Source organism: Dactylosporangium sp. NPDC051541 (genome assembly GCF_044454505.1).
Classification (GTDB): Bacteria; Actinomycetota; Actinomycetes; order Mycobacteriales; family Micromonosporaceae; genus Dactylosporangium.
On record NZ_JBITDU010000017.1, the window covers coordinates 93883 to 113844 of the forward strand.

The 19962-nt window shown below is 71.1% G+C and carries 13 protein-coding genes and 1 pseudogene; 9 read left to right on the plus strand and 5 right to left on the minus strand.

The features are described from left to right. Positions 1 to 28: 28 nt before the first annotated feature. Both ACIA8L_RS46390 and ACIA8L_RS46395 read left to right on the plus strand, forming a co-directional pair. Positions 29 to 1336, plus strand: coding sequence for a DNA polymerase IV (locus tag ACIA8L_RS46390; protein WP_395915118.1), 1308 nt, complete (start codon positions 29 to 31; stop codon positions 1334 to 1336). 165 nt (positions 1337 to 1501) lie between these two features. Then, positions 1502 to 1885 carry a DUF3040 domain-containing protein gene (locus tag ACIA8L_RS46395; RefSeq protein ID WP_395915120.1) on the plus strand — a complete coding sequence of 128 codons (384 nt, stop codon included), beginning with the start codon at positions 1502 to 1504 and terminating at the stop codon, positions 1883 to 1885. Positions 1886 to 2745: 860 nt separating this feature from the next. Here the strand turns inward: ACIA8L_RS46395 and ACIA8L_RS46400 are convergent. Genes ACIA8L_RS46400 through ACIA8L_RS46410 form a run of 3 tightly spaced genes read right to left on the minus strand, consistent with a single transcriptional unit; the run spans position 2746 to position 7614 of the window. Further along, positions 2746 to 5241, minus strand: coding sequence for a DUF3488 and DUF4129 domain-containing transglutaminase family protein (locus ACIA8L_RS46400; protein WP_395915121.1), 2496 nt, complete (start codon positions 5239 to 5241; stop codon positions 2746 to 2748). 16 nt (positions 5242 to 5257) lie between these two features. Continuing rightward, the gene (locus tag ACIA8L_RS46405) at positions 5258 to 6556 is read right to left on the minus strand and encodes a DUF58 domain-containing protein (protein ID WP_395915123.1); all 1299 of its coding nucleotides are present in this window, start codon (positions 6554 to 6556) and stop codon (positions 5258 to 5260) included. 2 nt (positions 6557 to 6558) lie between these two features. Next, positions 6559 to 7614: an AAA family ATPase gene (locus tag ACIA8L_RS46410; RefSeq protein ID WP_395915124.1), complete on the minus strand. Its 1056-nt coding sequence runs from the start codon at positions 7612 to 7614 to the stop codon at positions 6559 to 6561. A 283-nt stretch (positions 7615 to 7897) separates the two neighbouring features. Here ACIA8L_RS46410 and ACIA8L_RS46415 point away from each other — a divergent pair, with 283 nt between their 5' ends. The 3 genes from ACIA8L_RS46415 to ACIA8L_RS46425 all read left to right on the plus strand — a co-directional run bounded on the left by ACIA8L_RS46415 (position 7898) and on the right by ACIA8L_RS46425 (position 12963). After that, on the plus strand, positions 7898 to 9289 hold the full coding sequence (locus ACIA8L_RS46415; RefSeq protein ID WP_395915126.1) for a protein kinase: 1392 nt from the start codon (positions 7898 to 7900) through the stop codon (positions 9287 to 9289). Positions 9290 to 9477: 188 nt separating this feature from the next. Continuing rightward, the gene (gene leuS, locus ACIA8L_RS46420) at positions 9478 to 12333 is read left to right on the plus strand and encodes a leucine--tRNA ligase (protein ID WP_395915128.1); all 2856 of its coding nucleotides are present in this window, start codon (positions 9478 to 9480) and stop codon (positions 12331 to 12333) included. A gap of 75 nt (positions 12334 to 12408) precedes the next feature. After that, the gene (locus tag ACIA8L_RS46425) at positions 12409 to 12963 is read left to right on the plus strand and encodes a Uma2 family endonuclease (protein WP_395915130.1); all 555 of its coding nucleotides are present in this window, start codon (positions 12409 to 12411) and stop codon (positions 12961 to 12963) included. A gap of 42 nt (positions 12964 to 13005) precedes the next feature. Here ACIA8L_RS46425 and ACIA8L_RS46430 read toward each other — a convergent pair whose 3' ends face one another. Both ACIA8L_RS46430 and ACIA8L_RS46435 read right to left on the minus strand, forming a co-directional pair. After that, a complete protein-coding gene (locus ACIA8L_RS46430; RefSeq protein ID WP_395915132.1) occupies positions 13006 to 13716 on the minus strand; it encodes a type 1 glutamine amidotransferase in 711 nt (236 codons plus the stop codon). After that, the gene (locus tag ACIA8L_RS46435) at positions 13706 to 14950 is read right to left on the minus strand and encodes a MurT ligase domain-containing protein (protein ID WP_395915133.1); all 1245 of its coding nucleotides are present in this window, start codon (positions 14948 to 14950) and stop codon (positions 13706 to 13708) included. The genes ACIA8L_RS46430 and ACIA8L_RS46435 overlap by 11 nt, the downstream gene beginning before the upstream one ends. 410 nt (positions 14951 to 15360) lie before the next feature. Between ACIA8L_RS46435 and mraZ the strand changes: the two genes are divergently transcribed. The 4 genes and pseudogenes from mraZ (at position 15361) to ACIA8L_RS46455 (ending at position 19943) form a co-directional block, all read left to right on the plus strand. Further along, on the plus strand, positions 15361 to 15792 hold the full coding sequence (gene mraZ, locus ACIA8L_RS46440; RefSeq protein WP_223106053.1) for a division/cell wall cluster transcriptional repressor MraZ: 432 nt from the start codon (positions 15361 to 15363) through the stop codon (positions 15790 to 15792). A 200-nt stretch (positions 15793 to 15992) separates the two neighbouring features. Further along, positions 15993 to 16958 (plus strand): annotated as a pseudogene (gene rsmH, locus ACIA8L_RS46445) (16S rRNA (cytosine(1402)-N(4))-methyltransferase RsmH); the annotation flags it as partial. A 69-nt stretch (positions 16959 to 17027) separates the two neighbouring features. Next, positions 17028 to 17564 carry a hypothetical protein gene (locus tag ACIA8L_RS46450; RefSeq protein WP_395915135.1) on the plus strand — a complete coding sequence of 179 codons (537 nt, stop codon included), beginning with the start codon at positions 17028 to 17030 and terminating at the stop codon, positions 17562 to 17564. A gap of 246 nt (positions 17565 to 17810) precedes the next feature. Then, the gene (locus ACIA8L_RS46455; RefSeq protein ID WP_395915251.1) at positions 17811 to 19943 is read left to right on the plus strand and encodes a peptidoglycan D,D-transpeptidase FtsI family protein; all 2133 of its coding nucleotides are present in this window, start codon (positions 17811 to 17813) and stop codon (positions 19941 to 19943) included. Positions 19944 to 19962 lie beyond the last annotated feature (19 nt).

Sequence of the window (19962 nt, forward strand, 5' to 3'; positions counted from 1 at the left end):
TCATAGGGTGCCGCTAGGGTTCGCTGTTGTGGGGCGAAGTCAGGTTGTACCGCGCGGAGGCTCCGGCGAGTTCGGGCCGCACGCTGATGACACGGGCTGCACCGTGCTGCACGTCGACATGGACGCGTTCTACGCGTCGGTGGAGATCCGGCGCCGACCGGAGCTGCGGGGCAAGGCCGTCATCGTGGGCGGGGCGGGGCCGCGCGGGGTGGTGTCGGCGGCCAGCTACGAGGCCCGGAAGTTCGGGGTGCACAGCGCGATGCCGGGTGCCCGGGCGAAGCGGCTGTGCCCGCACGCGGTGTTCCTGCCGCCCGACTTCACCGCCTACACGGAGGCGTCCCGGGCCGTGATGGCGATCTTCCGCGACGTCACGCCGCTGGTGGAGCCGCTGTCGCTCGATGAGGCGTTCCTCGACGTCGCGGGGGCGCTCAAGCTGCTCGGGCGGCCGGTCGAGATCGCGGCGCTGATCCGGCGGCGGGTGGCCGGCGAGCAGCGGCTGACCTGCTCCGTCGGCGTAGCGGGGACGAAGTTCCTGGCCAAGCTCGGCTCGACGCGGGCCAAGCCGGACGGGATGGTCGTGGTGCCGCGGGCCCGGGAGCTGGAATACCTGCACCCGCTGCCGGTCGAGGCGCTCTGGGGCGTCGGCGAGCGGACCGCCGAGACCCTGGCCCGGCTCGGGCTCAAGACCATCGGCGACCTGTCATCGGCTCCGCTGGGGCTGCTGCGGTCGGCCGTCGGCGACGCCGCGGCGCACCACCTGCACGAGTTGTCCTGGGCCCGGGACCCCCGACGGGTGATTCCCGAGCAGATCGAGAAGTCGATCGGGGCCGAGACGACCTTCGACGTCGACGTGAGCGACCTGTCGATCATCCGACGCACGATGCTGGCGCTGTCCGGCAAGGTCGCCGAGCGGCTCCGGCACGCCGGGCAGGCCGGGCGGACGGTCTCGGTCAAGATCCGGCTGGCCGACTTCCAGACCCTGTCGCGATCACGCACCGTAGATGTCCCCACCGACGTGGCCCGTGAGATCTTCCAGCTCGGCTGGGCTTTGTTCCAGGCCGCACGCCCGGGCGAGCGGATTCGCCTGATCGGGGTGCGGGTCGAGGGGCTCCTCCACGCCGACGGGACGCCCCGGCAGATGACGCTCGGTGAGCGCGACCACGGCTGGCGCGACGCCGAGCGGGCGGCCGACGCGGTGGCCGCGCGGTTCGGGCGGGGGCTCGTCAAACCGGCCAGCCTGCTCCGGGGTGACGGATTACGCACCGACGCAAACGGGTCCGCACCGCGCGGGGAGGGGACGATCGAACCCCCGGCAAGACACAATGGAGGGGCGTAAGGGCTACTTCGAGAGGAACTCCGTCGGAAAATCGGCACGGCTGGACCATCGTCCCGCTTTCCGACGCGTTGACCCGCTCGTAAACTTGCCAGTACGCAGCCGTCCGGCTGTGCCGGACTGCCGGTCCTTTTTCGAGGCCGGCCTTCGCGACCGGGGAGGAGTGCCGTGCCGCTCTCGGAGCACGAGCAGCGGCTGTTCGATCAAATCGAGCGGTCGCTAGCCGAGGATCCCAAGTTCGCTTCGGCGGTGCGCGCCACCGACCCGCGGTTCCATGCCAAGCGCCGGATGATCGTCGCAGGAATCCTGGTGCTGGCGGGCATGGCGCTGCTTGTCTACGGCGTCGTTATTTCCATCCCCCTCCTGGGCGTGGGTGGTTTCCTGGTCATGCTGTGCGCTTTGGCGTTCGGCGTCCAGGCATACCGCCGCGGCCAATCCACCGACCTGCACGCGGTCGGCGGAACGGCCACGCGCCGCACCCGCCAGCGCCGTGGTGGCCTGGTGGACCGACTGGAGGAACGCTGGCGGCGCCGGCCAGAGGGCGACCTCTGACGGCCGCTTGACCGGGCCCGGGCCGCTCGTCGCGTAACTTTCGCCGGACGGCCCAATCGCGGCTTCACGCTGCCCGCTTGCCGCAGCCCTCTCCCGTCGGGCACCGCTTCCGGCCGCCCACGCCTCGCTCACCCGCCGCCGGTTGCTCGTGGCTGGCCCAGAATCGCCCTGCGCCCCGCGCCGCTCGGCCGTGCTGCTTGCGTTGCGCTGCTCGTCCGGTGCTCCTCGCTCCCCGGCCGTGCTGCTTGCGCTGCTCGCCCCGCGGCCCTACTGCATGCGTTGCGCTGCTTGTCCGGCGCTCCTCGCTCCCCGGCCGTGCTGCTTGCGCTGCTCGCCCCGCGGCCCTACTACTTGCGTTGCGCTGCTCGTCCGTGCTGCTTGCATTGTGCTGCTCGTCCGGTGCTCCTCGTCCGTGTGAACGGCGAAGTCATTTCACACGCCGCCGACAGTCCGCCGCTCCTCGATCGTGCTGCGTGCTGCGTGCTGCTTGCTGCTTGCGCTAGTGCTTCCTCTGCATCCTTCGGGCGTGACTCGGCCTGTGCAGTGGTCCCTCCGCCGGAATCGCCTCCAGGTTGACGTCCACAGAAGCCACGGGTCCGAAATAGGCGACCTTTCCGGAAAAAGCGAACTCGTTCGTCGAAGCGGACATTTACGGAGCGGCTTCCACGCGCCCGTGTTGTCGCCGGCCGCGCTCCGCGAATCCGGGTGTCCAGAAAAGTCCGACATTTCCGGTTGCGTCGTGCTCGGCTCGCGGTGCGTCTTGCCTAGCACGCCGGTGCGTCGCGAGCATGCGGCGCGGAGTGCGGAAGTGCGAAGAGGCCGCCCCCGCGGACGGGGACGGCCTCAGAGAAGTGAGTGCCTCAGCGGGCCGCTCGGCGCGTGACCATGCGGCGGACGCTCAAGGTTCGCATCACGGCCTCCCAGCCGCGGCCCGTCGCGAGGGCGGCGCTGCTGGAGCCGGTCGAGATCGAGGTTCGCCAGCGGCGCAGTACCGATGGTGGGAGGAACCGGGCGATGAGCCGGACCTTCCGCGTCGCGTTGGTGGCGAACGCCGACTCCACCGCCGTGATCGCCGTGCGCAGCTCGCGGCCCGTGAGGGGGCGGCGGGCGTAGCGGGCGTGCTCCTCGGCGGTCGAGATCAGGCGGGCGCCGGACTCGGCCTGGTCGCGCAGGCGCTCCTTCTTGACCAGGCGTTCCACCGTGGCTCGGGGGGTTTCGGCCTCGTCGACCGGGACGCGGTAGTCGACCATCGTGTCGACGAGTTCGTCCCAGGCTCGGTGGGCGTCCTGCTTCGCCGCGAGCAGGGTGCCCTCGTCCGCGACGACCGTCATGGTCGGGCCGTCGCCGGTCGGGACGGGTGTGCCGACGGGGACGGTGGGGGTGGCGAAGGTGAGGCGCCGGCGGCGGGTGCGGTTGCGGGCCACCGCCGGTGCGGCCAGGAGCAGCGCCAGGACGATCAGCGAGATCAGCGTGATGCCGATCGCGCCGGTGACGAAGGCGGCCACCTTCTCCCAGAGCGTGCTGTCCCCGCCGGCCGTGGACGAGTCCGTGGAGCCCGGGTTGTCGTGGGTGTCGGCCTGCGCGGCCGGGGCCGAGGAGTCGGTCGTCGGGTTGCCGTTGTTGCCCGGGCGGTTGAGCTGGTCGTCGTCGTTGGCGGCGGCGCCCGCGGCCGGGAGGTAGGACGTGGCCACCGAGCCGCCGATGGCGGTCGACGGGGTCGCGTCGAAGGGGAGCCAGCCGTAGCCGGGGAAGTAGACCTCGGTCCAGGCGTGCAGGTTGAAGTTGGTCAGCGTCATCGTGTTGCCGCTGCGGTTGCCGCCGCGGGCGAAGCCGAAGGCCACGCGGGCCGGGATCTTCGCCTCGCGCAGCATCCAGCCGAAGGCGGCGGCGTACTGCGCGCAGTAGCCCCGCTTGTTCTGCAGGAAGTCCGCGATCTTGGTGCCGCTGGTCTCGGGGCCGGTCTGGGTGTCGTAGACGAAGCCGTTGTCCGGGGAGAAGAAGTCGTAGAGCTTCTTGACCTTGTCGTACTCGGTCGTCAGGCCCTTGGTCAGCTCGTCGACCTTGCTCTTCACGGTCGGGTTGCCGGGCGCCGTGGCCAGGTCCTTCAGCGCCGGGTCACCCGCGTTGAGGGGCGCGGCCGCGCGGAGCTGGTCGGGGGTGATGTCGGCCCGCTGGTACGTGACGTTGAAGGTCTTCTTGGCGGTCGTGTCCTTGTTGGAGTACACGACGGCGGTCTTCGGGTCGAACGACCACTGGTTGCTCAGCTTGTCGATCTTCGTCGGCCACGTGTAGATCGGCATGAAACTGATCGCGAGCTCGTTGGTGACCTCGATCTTGGCCTGGTGGGTCGTCGCCTTCACCGACGGGCCCCACTCGGGCTTGCCGAAGCCGTTGCTGACCGGGCCGCCGCCGGTGATCGGGCGGGCCGCGAAGCCGCGCGAGTTGAGGTCCTCGAGCACGTTGAAGCGCAGGTAGAACGGGTGCTCGTCGTCGACGTTGGTCACCTTGACCATGTCGACCGCCTTGTCCCGGGTCAGCTGGCCGGAGAGCAGCGCGAACATGCTCACCGACTTGCCGTTCTTGCCGTTGCCGATCCCGGCGCCACCGCCGCCGCCCCCGGCGCCGAGGGTGTCGAGGATGCCGCCCGGCATCGCGAAGGGGATGAGCGGGATGAGCACGGCGGCGATGACGCTGATCGCGCCGAGCCGCTGGCCGGCCGCGGCGAGCGGGGAGGGCTCCCACAGGTCGACGTCGCGGCCGTCGCCGGTGAACCGGCGGCCGAAGCGGCGGACCCGGTCGACGTTGTCGGTGACCAGCAGCCACAGGAAGCCGATGGCGCCGAGCGCGAACGGGATCGGGTTGGTCGTGTCGGTGTCGACGGTGACCGGCACCGAGTAGATCGCGAGCATCGGCAGGCCGGCCAGCGCGGGCCGGCGCAGGACCACCGCGAAGAAGTCGACGAGCAGCGCGATCACGGCGACGCCGAGCGTGGCGAGGAACAGGAAGCCGTCGCGGTCGCCGACCGGCGTGGCGTATTCGCTCATCTCCTCGGACGCCGTGCGCATCAGCTGCCCGAAGTGCTCGATCGTGCCCGGTGAGGGCAGGATGCCGAGGTACTCCTCGTGGCTGCGGTAGAGCCAGGTCAGCGACAGCAGCGCGGCCAGGGCCATCGCCCCGGTCGGCGCCCAGGCCGGTGCGCGCATGCTGCGGACCAGCAGCCCCACCCCGCACATGACGGCGACGACGAGGAACGCCCGGATGGCCCACGTGTAGTGTTCGAACACGTTGATCAGCGGCAGCGACGCGAGGAACGCCGAGCCCGCCGCGATCAGCGTCAGGTGCTTGCGTTGGTTCACCGGAAACCCCCAGAAGTCACCGGACGGCCCCGGCGACGCTTTCAGCTGACGCGGCCCGCCAGGCGAAGCCCTGCGAACCCCGTCCGGTCTGCGGCCACAGCCCGGACAGCTTGGCCCCGTGCGGCACCTCCACGACCCGCCAGCCGCTGCGTAGCAGCGCGAGCGACGCCACGCCGTGGGCCTTGTCGGCCTCCTCGCGGGCCGCGGTCGGCAGGTTGAGCCAGGTCGAGGAGTCGATGAAGAACGCGACGCAGGTCGCGTTGTTGGAGCGGAACGAGGCCAGCAACTCCGCCTCGGCCGAGGACAGCAGGCCGAAGATGCCGATGATCAGGCCGCCGTCGCTGCGCCGGCGGACCCGCTCGATCAGGGCGGCGATGTCGCCCCGCTGGGCCAGGCGCACGTCGGCGAGCTGGTCGAGCAGCGGGCCGTCGCCGTCGATCTCGGTGGCGTCGACGTCGACACCGGCGTCGGTGACGAGTCGCATCTTGTACCCCGCGTGGCGCAGGTGCACCGCGATGCTCGCGGCCGCCGACACGGCCCACTCGAAGCTGGCCGTGGGCCCCTCGCCGCGGTGGGCGGTGGAGCGGGTGTCGAGCACGACTGTCGCCCGGCTCTCCCAGGGCTGCTCCTCGCGGCGCACCATGAGCTCGCCCGTGCGGGCGGTGGAGCGCCAGTGGACGCGGCGCAGGTCGTCGCCGTGGCGATACTCCCGTGTGGCCGCGTCGTCCTCGCCGTGCACGGCGACCGAGCGGGCGCGGCTCTCGCCGGAGCCGGCGAACTCGCCGGCCAGGCGCACCGACGGCAGCGGCACGACCTGCGGGATGACGGTCAGCCGGTCCACGGACGGGAAGGCCCGGGTCAGCTCGCACAGCCCGAACGGGTCGGTCAGCCGCACGACCAGCGGGCCGACCTCGTAGCGGCCGCGGACGTCGGCCCGGACCGTGTAGGCGACGGAGCTGGCCTGGTGCGCGCCGAGCTTCTCCAGCACCAGCCGCGGCCGGCTGCCGAGCGCGTATGGCAGCCGGTCCTCCAGCAGCATCGTGCCGGTGGGCAGCCGGGACAGGTTCTGCAGGCGCAGGATGACCCGCGCGCTCGCGCCCACCTGGACGCGGTGCGGGTCGAGGGTGCGGCTGCAGGACAGCCGGTATCGGGTCCGCCCGACATACGCCGCCGACAGCAGCGGCAGCGCGGCCAGCAGCAGCGCCACCCGCAGGAGATCGCGTTCGCCGAGGATCAGGGCGGCGATGAGGGCCGCTGCGGCGGCGGCCAGGAAACTACGACCCCGGGTGGTGAGCCCCCGCAGCGCCTCTCGCATGGTCAGCGGCCTCCGTACTGCTGGGGCCGTTGTTGCTGCTGCTGCCGCGTGTCGTAGGGCGAGCGCGGCGGCGGCCGGTCACTGGGCAGCGGCAGGCGGTGCACGAGCTCGGCGACGATCGCGTCGGTGGTGCGCCGGGACAGCTGCGCCTCGGCGGTCGGGATGACGCGGTGGGCCAGCACCGGCACGGCCAGGGCCTGCAGGTCGTCGGGGAGCACGAACTCGCGGCCCTCGATGGCGGCGACGGCCCGGGCGGTGCGCAGCAGCTGCAGCGTGGCGCGCGGCGAGGCGCCGAGGCGCAGCTCACCGGACTCGCGGGTGGCGGTGACGATGTTGACCGCATACTGCTTGACCGCGTCGGCGACGTGCACGTCGCGGACGGTGGCGATCATCCGGCGCATCAGGCTGCCGTCGGAGACGGGGTTGAGGTCGTCCAGGGCGTCGTGGCGGCCGTGGACGTCGAGCATGGCGAGCTCGGCCCCCATGTCCGGGTAGCCCATGGCGATCCGGGCGGTGAACCGGTCGCGCTGGGCCTCGGGCAGCGGGTAGGTGCCCTCCATCTCGATCGGGTTCTGCGTGGCGATGACCATGAAGGGCACCTGCAGCGGGTAGGTCGCGCCGTCGACGGTGACCTGCCGCTCCTCCATGCTCTCCAGCAGCGCCGACTGCGTCTTCGGCGAGGCCCGGTTGATCTCGTCGCCGACGACGATGTTGGCGAACACCGCGCCCGGCTTGAACTCGAAGTCCCGGGTCTCCTGGTTGTAGACGCTCACGCCGGTGACGTCGCTGGGCAGCAGGTCGGGCGTGAACTGGATGCGTCGGACCGAGCAGTCGATCGAGCGGGCCAGGGCCTTGGCGAGTTTGGTCTTGCCGACGCCGGGGACGTCTTCGATGAGGAGGTGACCCTCAGCGAGCATCACAGCGAGCGCCAGCCGCACCGTGGCGGTCTTGCCCTCGATGACCTGTTCGATGTTCGCGACGATCGCTTCGGTCGCAGCGCGGAACTCCGGCACTGGTAGCGGGGCGCCGAGTTCCTCGAACGTGCGGTGCCTGGTCAACTGGCCTCCTCATGGTCGTGCCGTGGCCACCGTTAGGTGTAAGACCCGTAGGTGAACCGCTCGGTTGCACCAAAACGTTGTCATCAGATTGCAACCAAGCCGTCGTTATCCCCTCAGGCTAGCCGGGGAATTGACAAGCCGCCGGACGCGAATCCGGCGATACCGGACATCCCGCCCGGCCGGTCGGCGGTACTTTTTTGAACGTGCGGACGTACCCCTGTCAAATGGCCGTAAACAGCCCGCCGAGATGTCGCGCCGCGTCGATTGCGGCAGACTGGGGCAGATGCGGGCCGGACAGCTGCTGAACGGGCGATACCTCCTCGCCGAACGACTGGGCGAGGGCGGCATGTCCGTGGTCTGGCGCGCCCGCGACGAGGTGCTCGACCGCGATGTCGCGGTCAAGGTCCTCAACTCGCGGCTGGCCGCGGACACCGACTGGCGCCGGCGCATCCGGCTGGAGGCACAGGCGGCCGCGCGGCTCTCGCATCCCAACATCACCAACGTGTACGACTACGGCGAGACTTCGGATCACACGCCGTTCGTCGTGATGGAGCTGCTGCGCGGCCCGACGCTGAGCGCCCGCCTCCAGGCCGGCCCGCTGCCCGTACCCGCCGCCCTGCGGATCTGCGCCGAGGTGGCCGCCGGTCTGGCCGCCGCGCACGCCCGGGACCTGGTGCACCGCGACGTCAAGCCGGCCAACGTCATCCTCACGCCCGACGCCGCCAAAGTCCTCGATTTCGGCATTGTCGGATTCATCGGTACCCCGGACGTCGACGACGGCTCCGAACTCGTCCTCGGCACCCCGGCCTACCTGGCCCCCGAGCGCCTGACCGGCAACGAGATCACGACGGCCAGCGACGTCTACGCGTTCGGGCTGCTGCTCTACCGCTGCCTGACGGGGCGGCTCCCGTGGGACAGCGAGACGACGACACAGATGGTCGCCGCGCACGTCCTGGTCGCCCCGGCCCCGCTGCCCGACCTGCCGGACCTGCCGGACGACGTGCGCGCGCTCTGCATGGAGTGCCTCGCCAAGGACCCGAACGACCGTCCGGACGCCGCCGCGGTCGCCACCCGGCTGGCCGAGGCCGCCGGCATCGTTCCCCGCCACTCGATGGTGCCGGCGGAACCGATCGGTTTCGCACTGCTCGCCGACGAGACCACGCTGGTCCGCCGGCCCAACGAGGGCCGGCGAGTGCTGCTCGGCCTGGCCGCCCTGGTCGCGATCGCCGCCCTGGTCGCCGGGGTGATCCTGCGCGACTCCGGCACCGAGCCGTCGAGCGCGGCCGACCCGATCCGCCCCGCACCGTCCGTTCCTCTTACTACGGCGCCCCCGACCGAAGCGCCCCCGACCGAAGCGCCCCCGACCGATCCGCCGGCGCCGAGCGAATCACCCACGGCACAACCAAATGTGACGAGCGAACCGCCGGCCGCCGCCGACGAACAGCCCGTCAACCAGCCGCGCATCGACGTCAAGACGGAAGGTGGCACGGTGGTCGCGCTCTGCATCGGCAAGAAGGTCAGCCTGATCAGTGTCCTGCCGCAGCCCGGTGTGGTGGTCACCCGGGCCGACCTCGGCGTGCACACCAAGGCCCAGGTCGAGTTCCGCAAGGCGGGGGAGCGGCTGCGCTACGACGTCCAGTGCAGCGGTGATCGGCCGGTGGCGAGCGCGCACTAGGCAAATCGATTCGCGGGCTGCGATACACTGCGAACATGACCCGGGTATTCCGACTTCTTGACGAGCCGTGCTGACGCGAACACCCTTCGCGACCGCGCGGCGACCCCTCCTACGTGAGGGGTTTTTTCATGCCCGGAGATGCCCGGACAATGCCGAGTAATTCCCGAGACCCATAGGGGTGGATAGTCATGAGCGAGGCAGTGACCGACGGGGCGGTCGACATCTCGCCGTACCGCTACACCGCGGCGATGGCGGGGGACATCGAGGCGTGCTGGCAGGACTACTGGTCCGAGCAGGGCACGTTCCACGCGCCGAACCCGACCGGCCCGCTCAGCGACCCCGGCCACCCGCGCGCGGGGGCGCCGAAGGTGTACGTGCTGGACATGCTGCCCTACACGTCGGGCGCCGGCCTGCACGTCGGGCACCCGCTGGGGTACATCGGCACGGACTGCTACACGCGGTATCTGCGGATGGTCGGCTACAACGTGCTGCACCCGATGGGCTTCGACTCGTTCGGCCTGCCCGCCGAGCAGTACGCGGTCCAGACCGGCGCGCACCCGCGGACCACGACCGAGGCCAACATCGAGCGCTACCGCAGCCAGCTGCGCCGCCTGGGCCTGGCCTACGACGACCGGCGCACCGTCGCCACCACCGACACCGACTTCTACCGGTGGACCCAGTGGATCTTCCTGCAGGTCTTCAACTCGTGGTTCGACGCGGACCAGCGGAAGGCCCGCCCGATCGAAGAGCTCATAGAAGCCTTTTCCGGGGGTACTCGTCCGACGCCGGACGGCCGCGCGTGGGCTTCGCTGTCCGCCGTCGAGCGCCGCCAGGTCATCGACGACCACCGGCTGGCCTACATCGCCGAGGCGCCGGTCAACTGGTGCCCGGGCCTGGGCACGGTGCTGGCCAACGAGGAGGTCACCCCGGACGGGCGCAGCGAGCGGGGCAACTTCCCGGTCTTCAAGCGCGACCTGCGCCAGTGGATGATGCGTATCACCGCCTACGGCGACCGGCTGCTGGACGACCTGGAGCGGCTGGACTGGCCGGAGAAGGTCAAGACCATGCAGCGCAACTGGATCGGCCGCTCGCGCGGTGCCCACGTGGACTTCGCGACCGCCGGCGGGACCCCGATCCGGGTGTTCACCACGCGTCCGGACACCCTGTTCGGTGCCACCTACATGGTGCTGGCTCCCGAGCACGCCCTGGTCGACGCGCTGGTGCCGGCGGCCTGGCCGGACGGTACCAATGAACAATGGACCGGCGGCGCGAAGACCCCGGCCGCGGCTGTCGCCGCCTATCGCGCGTTCGCGGCCGGCAAGAGCGACGTCGAGCGCCAGGCCGACGCGAAGGAGAAGACCGGCGTCTTCACCGGTGCCTACGCGACCAACCCGGTCGACGGCCGCGACATCCCGGTGTTCATCGCCGACTACGTGCTGGCCGGCTACGGCACCGGTGCGATCATGGCGGTGCCCGGCCAGGACGAGCGCGACTGGGCGTTCGCCGAGCGCTTCGACCTGCCGATCATCCGCACGGTCCAGCCCAGCGCCGACTTCCCGGCCGACGGCCGGGCCTACACGGGTGACGGCCCGGCGATCAACTCGAGCGCATCCAACGGACTCGATCTGAACGGCCTGGGCGTCGCCGAGGCGAAGGCGTCGACCATCGAGTGGCTGGAGGAGCACGGCCACGGCGTCGGCGCGATCACCTACCGGCTGCGCGACTGGCTGTTCAGCCGCCAGCGCTACTGGGGCGAGCCGTTCCCGATCGTCTACGACGAGACCGGCCTGCCGATCGCCCTGCCCGAGTCGATGCTGCCCGTCGTGCTGCCCGAGGTGGAGGACTTCTCGCCGCGCACGTTCGCCGTCGACGACGCCGGCAGCACGCCGGTGACGCCGCTGTCGCGGGCCGGGGAGTGGGTCGAGGTCACGCTGGACCTGGGCGACGGACCCAAGACGTACACCCGGGAAACCAACGTCATGCCGCAGTGGGCCGGCTCCAGCTGGTACGAGCTGCGCTACCTGGACCCGGCCAACACCTCGCAGCTGGTCGACCCGGCCAACGAGCGATACTGGATGGGCCCGCAGCAGCCCGGTGACGTCGGCGGCGTCGACCTGTACGTGGGCGGCGTCGAGCACGCGGTGCTGCACCTGCTGTACGCCCGCTTCTGGCACAAGGTCCTGTTCGACCGCGGCTTCATCTCCTCCGAGGAGCCGTTCCGGAAGCTGTTCAACCAGGGCTACATCCAGGCCTACGCATACGTCGACGCCCGCGGCGTCTACGTCGAGGCGGACAAGGTCGAGGAGCGCCAGGGCAAGTTCTTCTTCGGCGGCGAGGAGGTCCGCCGGGAGTACGGCAAGATGGGCAAGTCCCTGAAGAACGTCGTCACCCCCGACGAGATGTGCGAGCGCTACGGCGCCGACACATTCCGCGTCTACGAGATGTCGATGGGCCCGCTGGACGCCTCCCGCCCGTGGGAGACCCGCGCCGTCGTCGGCGCCCAGCGGTTCCTGCAGCGGGTCTGGCGCCTGGTCGTCGACGAGCAGACCGACGGGCTGCGGGTCACCGACGACGCCCTGGACGAGGAGACCCGCCGCCTGCTGCACCGCGTCGTCGACGGCGTCCGGACCGACATCGAGGAGATGCGCTTCAACACGGCCATCGCCAAGATGATCGAGCTGACCAACCGGGTCACCCAGACCGCCGCCGCGGGCACCCCCCGCGAGGTGGCCGACCCGCTGATCCGCCTGATCGCCCCGTTCGCCCCGCACCTGGCCGAGGAGCTGTGGCAGCGCCTGGGCAACGAGACCTCGATCGCCTACGCCGACTTCCCGCAGGCCGACCCGGCCTATCTGGTCGCGGCCTCCGTGACCTACCCGGTCCAGGTCAACGGCAAGGTCCGCGGCACCGTCGAGGTCCCGGCCGACGCCGACGAGGACACCGTCCGCACCGCCGCCCTGACCGCCGTGGCCGAGCACCTGACCGGCCGGACCCCGAAGAAGGTCATCTTCGTCAAGGGCCGCATGGTCTCCGTCGTCGTCTGACCTGTATCGAGCAAGGGCCGGCTCCGCAGCGCCGAGCCGGCCCTTTTGCGCTGCTGGTCACGTACCATGTTCGGCATGAGCGCAGAGGCCATCGGCATGCATATGCCCCCCGTCGTGACGCTCGACGACCTAGCGGCTATGAATGCCACGGACTTGTATGGGCACCGGTACGAGACCAGCCCGGAGGGGGTCCTCTCGGTCATGCCGCCGGCTGACTCGGAGCACGCGAAGATTGCGACCCGCTTGACGCTGTGGCTCGCTGCCGCCGGCTGGACGGCCGAGCAAATCCTGCAGGTGGCCGGCATTCGCATTCCAGGAGCCAGTCGCGAGGGTGGTCGCATCCCCGATCTCAGCCTGTGGCGGGTCCCGCCGCCGACCGGCGTGTGGCTGACTGTCGCAGACCTCGTGCTCGTGGTTGAGATCGTGTCGCCGGGGTCCGAGGCGATGGATGTGATGACGAAGCGTTATGAGTACGCCACCGTAGGCATCGCTCACTACTGGGTGATCAATCGAGACGGTGCCCTGACGGCCCAGCTCAATCGTCTCGGCCCAAGCGGGGAATACGAGGAGTACGCCAAGATGCCGCTGGCCTGGCTGCTGCAGACCGCGCCGGCCGACCATCTCGGCTGACCTGCGAAACGACCGGGCGCTCGGGGCGCCCGGTCGCTCGAACTACTTCGCTACTGCGGCGAGGCGCTCGTTGCGCAGGGCGTTGGGCCAGCGGTCGTCGATGGGCTCCATGTTCTGGCCGGTGGCCCAGCGCAGGAGCAGGTCGGCGATCGCGGGGTTGCGGGCCAGGGCCGGGCCGTGGGAGTAGGTGCCCAGGATGCGGCCGTTCCAGGCGCCCTCGGACTGGCCGTCGTTGCCGATGCCGGTGGTGACCTTGGCCAGGGGCTTCACGCCCGGGCCGAGGCTGGTGCGGCCGCCGTGGTTCTCGAAGCCGGTCAGGGTCGGCAGGCCCAGGGCCGGGTGGGTCTCGCCGGCCAGCTCGCCGACCGCGCGGGTCTCGCCCCGGTTGGAGTCGATGTCGAGCAGGTCCAGGCCCGGGTACTTCGCACCCTTGGCGAAGAACGAGTGGCCCATGAGCTGGTAGCCGGCGCACACCGCGAAGACGGTCGCGCCCCGCTCCACGGCCCGGTGCAGGCCGCGGTCCTCGATGAGGCGCTGTGCGGCCAGGGCCTGGGGGCCGTCCTCGCCGCCGCCGATGAGGTAGATGTCGCCGTCGGCCGGGACCGGATGGTCGGCGCGGACCTCGGCGCACTCCACCGGCAGGCCTCGCAGGTCGGCCCGGCGGGCCAGGATCAGCAGGTTGCCCCGGTCGCCGTAGGTGGACAGCAGGTCCGGGTACAGCCAGATCAGGCGCAGGTGCGACTCAGTTGACACGGTCCAGCTCCGCTCGGATGTCCTGGAAGGCGGTGTAGTTGGCGATGACCTCCAGCCGGCCCGGCGGGACGAGCGAGAGCGCCTGGCCGAACGAGCGCACGTGCTCGAACGGGACCTCGTTGACCTCCAGCCGCACCGCGAGGTCCATGGCCCGGTCCCCGGTGATCAGGACCCGGCGGCCGCGCAGCGGGGAGAAGTCGACGTCGTAGAGCCACGACGTGTCGGCGCCGTCGGGGTCGCGGGCGTTGATGCCGAGCAGGGTCGGCACGTCCTCGGCCATGTCGAACGACTCCAGCCAGCCGGCCGGGTTCTTGGCCAGCAGCAGCCGGATGATCCGCCCGTCGCGCTGCACGGTGGCGTAGCGGCCGGCGACGGAGGCGACCTTGGCCAGCTCCGGCACCGCCTTCGCCGGCGGCACCCCGAAGTGTGCGGCGACGGCCAGGGCGGTCGCGGCGTTGGCCCGGTTGACCCGGCCCGGCAGCTGCAGGGTGATCTGGTGGTACAGCCCTGTGTTGTCGACCACCCCGTCACCGGACACCGTCCAGTGTGGGACCGGCCGGCTCAGGTTGCCGGCGACGCAGGCCCACTGCTCCCCGTTGCGCTCGATCGAGGCGCCGCACTCCGGGCACACCCAGGAGTCGTCGTGGAAGCGCTGACCGGCCGCGACCCACGTGACCGGGGTGCCCTGGGCGACGGCCTTGCCCGCGGCCCAGACGACCATCGGGTCGTCGGCGTTGGCCACGAGGTGCAGGTCCCGGCCCACCAGCGCGTCGCGCCACAGGGCCGCCATCATGGCGACCTCCTTGGCCCGGTCGAGCTGGTCGCGGCTCAGGTTGAGCAGGGCGACGACCCGCGGGTTGGTCTGGTCGAGCACCTGCCGGAGGTAGTGCTCGTCGACCTCCAGCACCGCGTAGTGCGTAGCCCCGGCCTTGGCCAGGGCCGAGGTGTGCCCGGCCGGCATGTTGGCGCCGAGGCTGTTGGTGGCGACCGGGCCGAGGACGCCCATCGCCGCCGCGGTCAGCCGGGTGGTGGTCGTCTTGCCGTTGGTCCCGGAGACGAGGGCGATCTGCCGGCCCGAGGCGAGCTCGGCGAGCAGATTGGGCTCGATCATGAGGCCGATGCGGCCGCCGATGACCGACCCGTCGCCCCGTCCGGTGGCGCGTGACAGCGCGGCGGCCCCGCGCGACAGTGAGGAGGCGAGCTTTGCCCGCATCGGGAGCTTGTTGTCCGTCATCTCTCGCTTCCACGGTCTTGATGGCGTGCCGCTGACCCTACCCGGAGCGGGTGAGACCCCCAATCCACCACTCGCCCCTGACGGGTTCCCCACTTTGCTCCACCGGCACGCCCCACTTTCCTCCACCGCTGCCCCCGGACGCGCCGGGTGCATGGAGATGTCGACCTTCCCGGGCGCTTTGTCCGGATTCTTGAGCAGGGGAAATGCCCTCCACCGATCGGGCACGAGCCACGTCCTCCACCCGGCGCTAACCCCGTTTGACGTGGGAATTCTTCACGGAGCCGGGCGCCGGATCAGGGTGTTTTCCGTTGACGGTGGAGGGAAGTGGAGTACAGTGGAGCGCGATGGCGGAGCCGGGGGGCTCGGCCGGCCCCGGGGGGACCGTTCGCGGTGGGAAGGGGTGGTTGTCCGTGTTTTTGGGCACCCACACACCCCGCCTGGACGAAAAGGGCCGGTTGATCCTGCCGGCCAAGTTTCGGGACGAACTGGCGGGAGGTGTCGTGATCACCAAGGGACAGGAGCGCTGCCTCTACGTGTTCCCCGGCGCCGAGTTCGCCCGGATCGCCGAGCAGCTTCGCGCCGCACCGATGACGAACAAGGCGGCCCGGGCCTACGGCCGGGTGTTCTTCGCCAGCGCTCACGACGAGGTTCCCGACCGCCAGGGCCGGGTCACCATCCCGCAGCATCTTCGCGAATATGCCGGGCTGGACCGTGACCTCGTGGTGATCGGGGCGAGCACTCGGGTGGAGATCTGGGATCGGCAGGCGTGGGACACATACCTCGCTGAAAGCGAAGAAGACTTCGCGGGCATCGAGGAGGGGGTGCTGCCGGGAGGGCTGTGAGGTCCAACTGCAGTAACCGACTTGAGCCGCCGTACCGGCAGCTCTCCAGCCGCTCGATTTTCTCGAAGTCCTGACACCACTTCCCCGGTGCCAGGGCGGAGAGGGCGGATGGGGAGCTGGCGGTACGGCGCTCGCGCACCTGAGGACGTTTTTTGCAACACACGGCGGGCCGCGAACCCGCCGCCGGCAGGGGGTCGACGATGGGGGAGCGGGACGTTCACGTGCCCGTGCTGCTCGAGCGCTGCCTCGAGCTGCTCGCCCCCGCGCTCACCCGGCCGGGTGCGCTGTATCTCGACGCCACCCTCGGTCTCGGCGGCCACGCCGAGGCGGTCCTCCTGGCTCATCCCCAGGCCCGGCTGCTGGGCCTGGACCGCGACCCGCAGGCGTTGCGCCGCGCGGGGGAGCGGCTGGCGCCGTTCGCCGACCGGATCCGCCTCGTGCACGCCGTCTACGACGAGCTGCCCGAGGTCCTCGACGGCGAGCGGATCGATGCCGGACTGTTCGACCTGGGCGTGTCGTCGATGCAGCTCGACGTCGCCGAGCGTGGGTTCGCCTACGCCCGGGACGCGCCCCTGGACATGCGCATGGACCAGACCACCGGCGTCACCGCGGCCGAGGTGCTCAACACCTACAGCCACGGCGAGCTGGCCCGGGTCCTGCGCGTCTACGGGGAGGAGAAGTTCGCCTCCCGCATCGCCGCGTTCATCGTCCGGGAACGGGAGAAGACGCCGCTGACCAGCTCGGCCCGCCTTGCCGAGCTCGTCGTCGACGCCATTCCCGCGCCCGCCCGGCGCACCGGCGGGCATCCGGCCAAACGCACCTTCCAGGCGCTGCGCATCGAGGTCAACCGCGAGCTCGCGGTCCTCGAGCGGGCGATACCCGCGGCGCTCGACGCGCTGCGGCCCGGTGGGCGGCTGGTCGTGCTGTCGTACCACTCACTCGAGGATCGCCTGGTCAAACAGGCGATCACGGAGCGGACCCGCTCGACCGTCCCGGTCGAGTTGCCGTTCGAGCCGCCCGGCAGTGAACCGGAGCTACGGGCGCTCAACCGGGGAGCCGAGCTTCCCAGCCCGGCCGAAACCGGGGCCAACCCGCGCGCGGCGTCAGTTCGACTCCGCGCGGTGGAACGCAAGGAACGCCCGAATCCGTCTGGGAAACGGGCAGACACACTGGGGGAGGTGTGAGTGAACGTGACGACACTGCCGAGCGATCGGCAACGCAGAGGTCAGCAGAGTGTGCCGCGGTCGGGGGGCCGGACCACGGGGCGCAACGCTGAGGAGTTCGAGCCGCGACAGAACCACCCGACGGACGGTGCGACGGCACTGCAGCCGGAGCACGAGACGGATCACGCGACCGTTCCGGTCAGGGCGGGTCAGCGGCACAGCAACGAGCCGGCGACCACCCCGGCGAGCACGGGCACGGGTTCGGATTCGGCGCGCGGCCGCCTCCGGGCGGCTCCGCCGGCGCCGGTCAGTGCGCCGCGGGCGCCGTTCGTGGCGCTGGTGCTGGTGCTGGTGCTCTCGGGCGTGGTCGGCATCCTGGTGCTCAACACCCGGATCGCCGAGAACGCCTTCAAGCTCGACGCGCTGAAGACGAAGCAGGCGGGCCTCGACCGCGACGAGGAGCGGCTGCGCAGCGACCTGGCCAACAAGGAGTCGCCGGTGACGCTCGCGTCGCGGGCGAAGTTCTACGGGCTCGTGCCCTCGCGGACGCCGGCGTTCCTGGTGCTGCCCGACGGCACCAAGCTGGAGATGCCGGGGCCCGCGAAGTAACACGAGACGGTTCATCCAAGTCCATAGTGGACGAACGAAGGAAGTCGGGACATGGCTGGCGACACTCCTGATCGACGGGGCGGCAGCGAGCGGCGCGGGGGCGCCGAGCGCGGCGCCGATGCTCGCGGGAGTGGCGCCGGCCGGCAGCGAACGGGCGGTCGCGCCGGCGCGGGGGGTGCCGGTGCCTCCGCCCGTTCCCGTTCCGGCGGTGGCGGCGTGCCGGAGGAGCCGCCGCTGCGCGGGACGATGTCCGAGGCGAAGCGGTACACCCCCCGCGGCCGGTCGGTCCGCGACGCCTCGGCCGAACCGCGGCGCGGTGACCCGTTCCGCCCGGCCCTGGAGGTCATCCAGGGCGGCCGCAGCGAGCAGCCGCCCCGCGCGGGCGGCCGCCGCCCGGCCCGGCCCGTGGTCGAGGCCGAGGACGAGCCGGTCATCGACCTCGACGAGCCGCCACCGCCGCCACGACAGCCGCGGGCGCCGCAGCGGCGCACGGTGGCGGCCAAGCGGACCCAGAACACCCAGAAGATCCAGAAGCCGCCGGTGCGCCGGGCGCCGCCGAAGAAGACGCCGGTCCGCAAGAAGCAGAGCCGGGTCGCGGTGCCGCGCCTGGGCCGGCGCACCCGGCTGCCCAAGCTCGCCGAGCCGCGCCGCCGCCTGCGCCTGGCCACCGTCCTCTGCCTGGCGATGTTCGCCGCGATCGGGGTGCGGCTGGTGCAGCTGCAGCTGACCGACGCGAGCGCCTACGCCGCCGAGGGCCTCAAGGCCCGCCTCGTGGACGCGGTGCTGCCGGCCGCCCGGGGCGCGATCCTGGACCGCAACGGCAAGATCCTGGTGCACTCGATCGAGACCCGCTACGTCGCCGTCGACCCGACGGTCGTCAAGGACCCCGAGGCCCTGGCCGACAAGCTCTTCGCGATCCTCGACAAGTACGGCGTGCTCCGCTCCGACCTGGTACGCAAGATGACCCCGCACAAGACCGCCGACGGCAAGCGGGACGTGCAGTTCGAATACCTCGTCCACCAGATCGACGTCGCCGACGGCGACCGCATCAAGGCGCTGCGGGTCGGCGCGCTCAAGGTCGACCGGGACGAACGCCGCGAGATCCCCGGCTACGACCTCGCCTCCAACGTCATCGGCTTCACGTCCAAGCCCGACCTGGTCGGGCAGATGGGCATCGAGAAGCAGTTCGACTCGGTGCTCAAGGGCGTCGACGGGCGGCACGTCTACGAGCACGGCCAGGGCGAGCTCGACGTGCCGCAGCCCTACGGCTACGAGGAGCTGACGCCGGCCCGGCCCGGCGGCTCGGTGGAGCTCACGATCGACCAGGACCTGCAGTACTCGGTGCAGCGGGCCCTGGCCGAGCGGATGGGGCCGCTCAACGCCGACTTCGCCTCCGCGATCGTGCTGGACGCGAAGACGATGGAGGTCATGGCGATGGCCAGCTATCCGTCGTTCGCCGCCACCAACCCCGCCGGCACCGACCAGGCCTTCGTCAAGGACCAGTGCACGGCGACGGTCTACGACCCCGGCTCGATCCACAAGGCCATCGTCATGGGGGCCGCACTGCAGGAGGGGATCATCACCCCGAGCTCGGTGGTCACGGTGAACTCGAAGGTGCGCAAGGGCGACACCACCTACACGGACCACCCGGCGCAGAAGGACGGGACGGCGATGACCATCCCGGGCATCCTGGCGCTGTCGTCCAACGTGGGCACCATCGCCGTCGCGGACCAGTTGGGCAAGGACAAGCTGTACGAGTACCAGCAGAAATTCGGTTTGGGTCAGCGCACCGGCGTCGGACTGCCCAACGAGTCGGCCGGGCAGATCCTGGCGCCGGACAAGTGGACCGGGTCCAGCCCGGGCTCGATCCCGATCGGGCGCGGCGTGGCGACCACGCCGATGCAGATGGCGGCGGTGTACGGCGCGATCGCCAACGACGGCCTCTACGTCCAGCCGACCGTGGTCAAGAAGATCATCAACCCGGACGGCACCGTGACCAAGCCCGCCGCCCAGCAGACCCGCCAGGTGCTCGACCCGAAGGTGGCGCAGGAGCTGCGGGTCATGCTGGAGGGTGTGACCACACTCGACGACGCCACCGGGCGGCAGGCGGCCATCCCCGGCTACCGGATCGCCGGCAAGACGGGCACGTCGCAGCTGCCGCAGAACGGCGGCTACGCGTCGGGCGAGGTCGTGTCGTTCATCGGCATGGCCCCGGCCGAGGCGCCGCGCTACGTGGTCGCGGTCAACGCGCACGTGCCCGGCGGCGGGGGCGGCTCGGTGGCTGCACCCGCGTTCAAGGAGATGATGGCGCTCACCCTGTCGACCTTCGGGGTCACCCCGACCGGCACCGAGCCGCCGAAGCTCACGATCTACCCGTGACACCGGCTCTGTGCGTCCG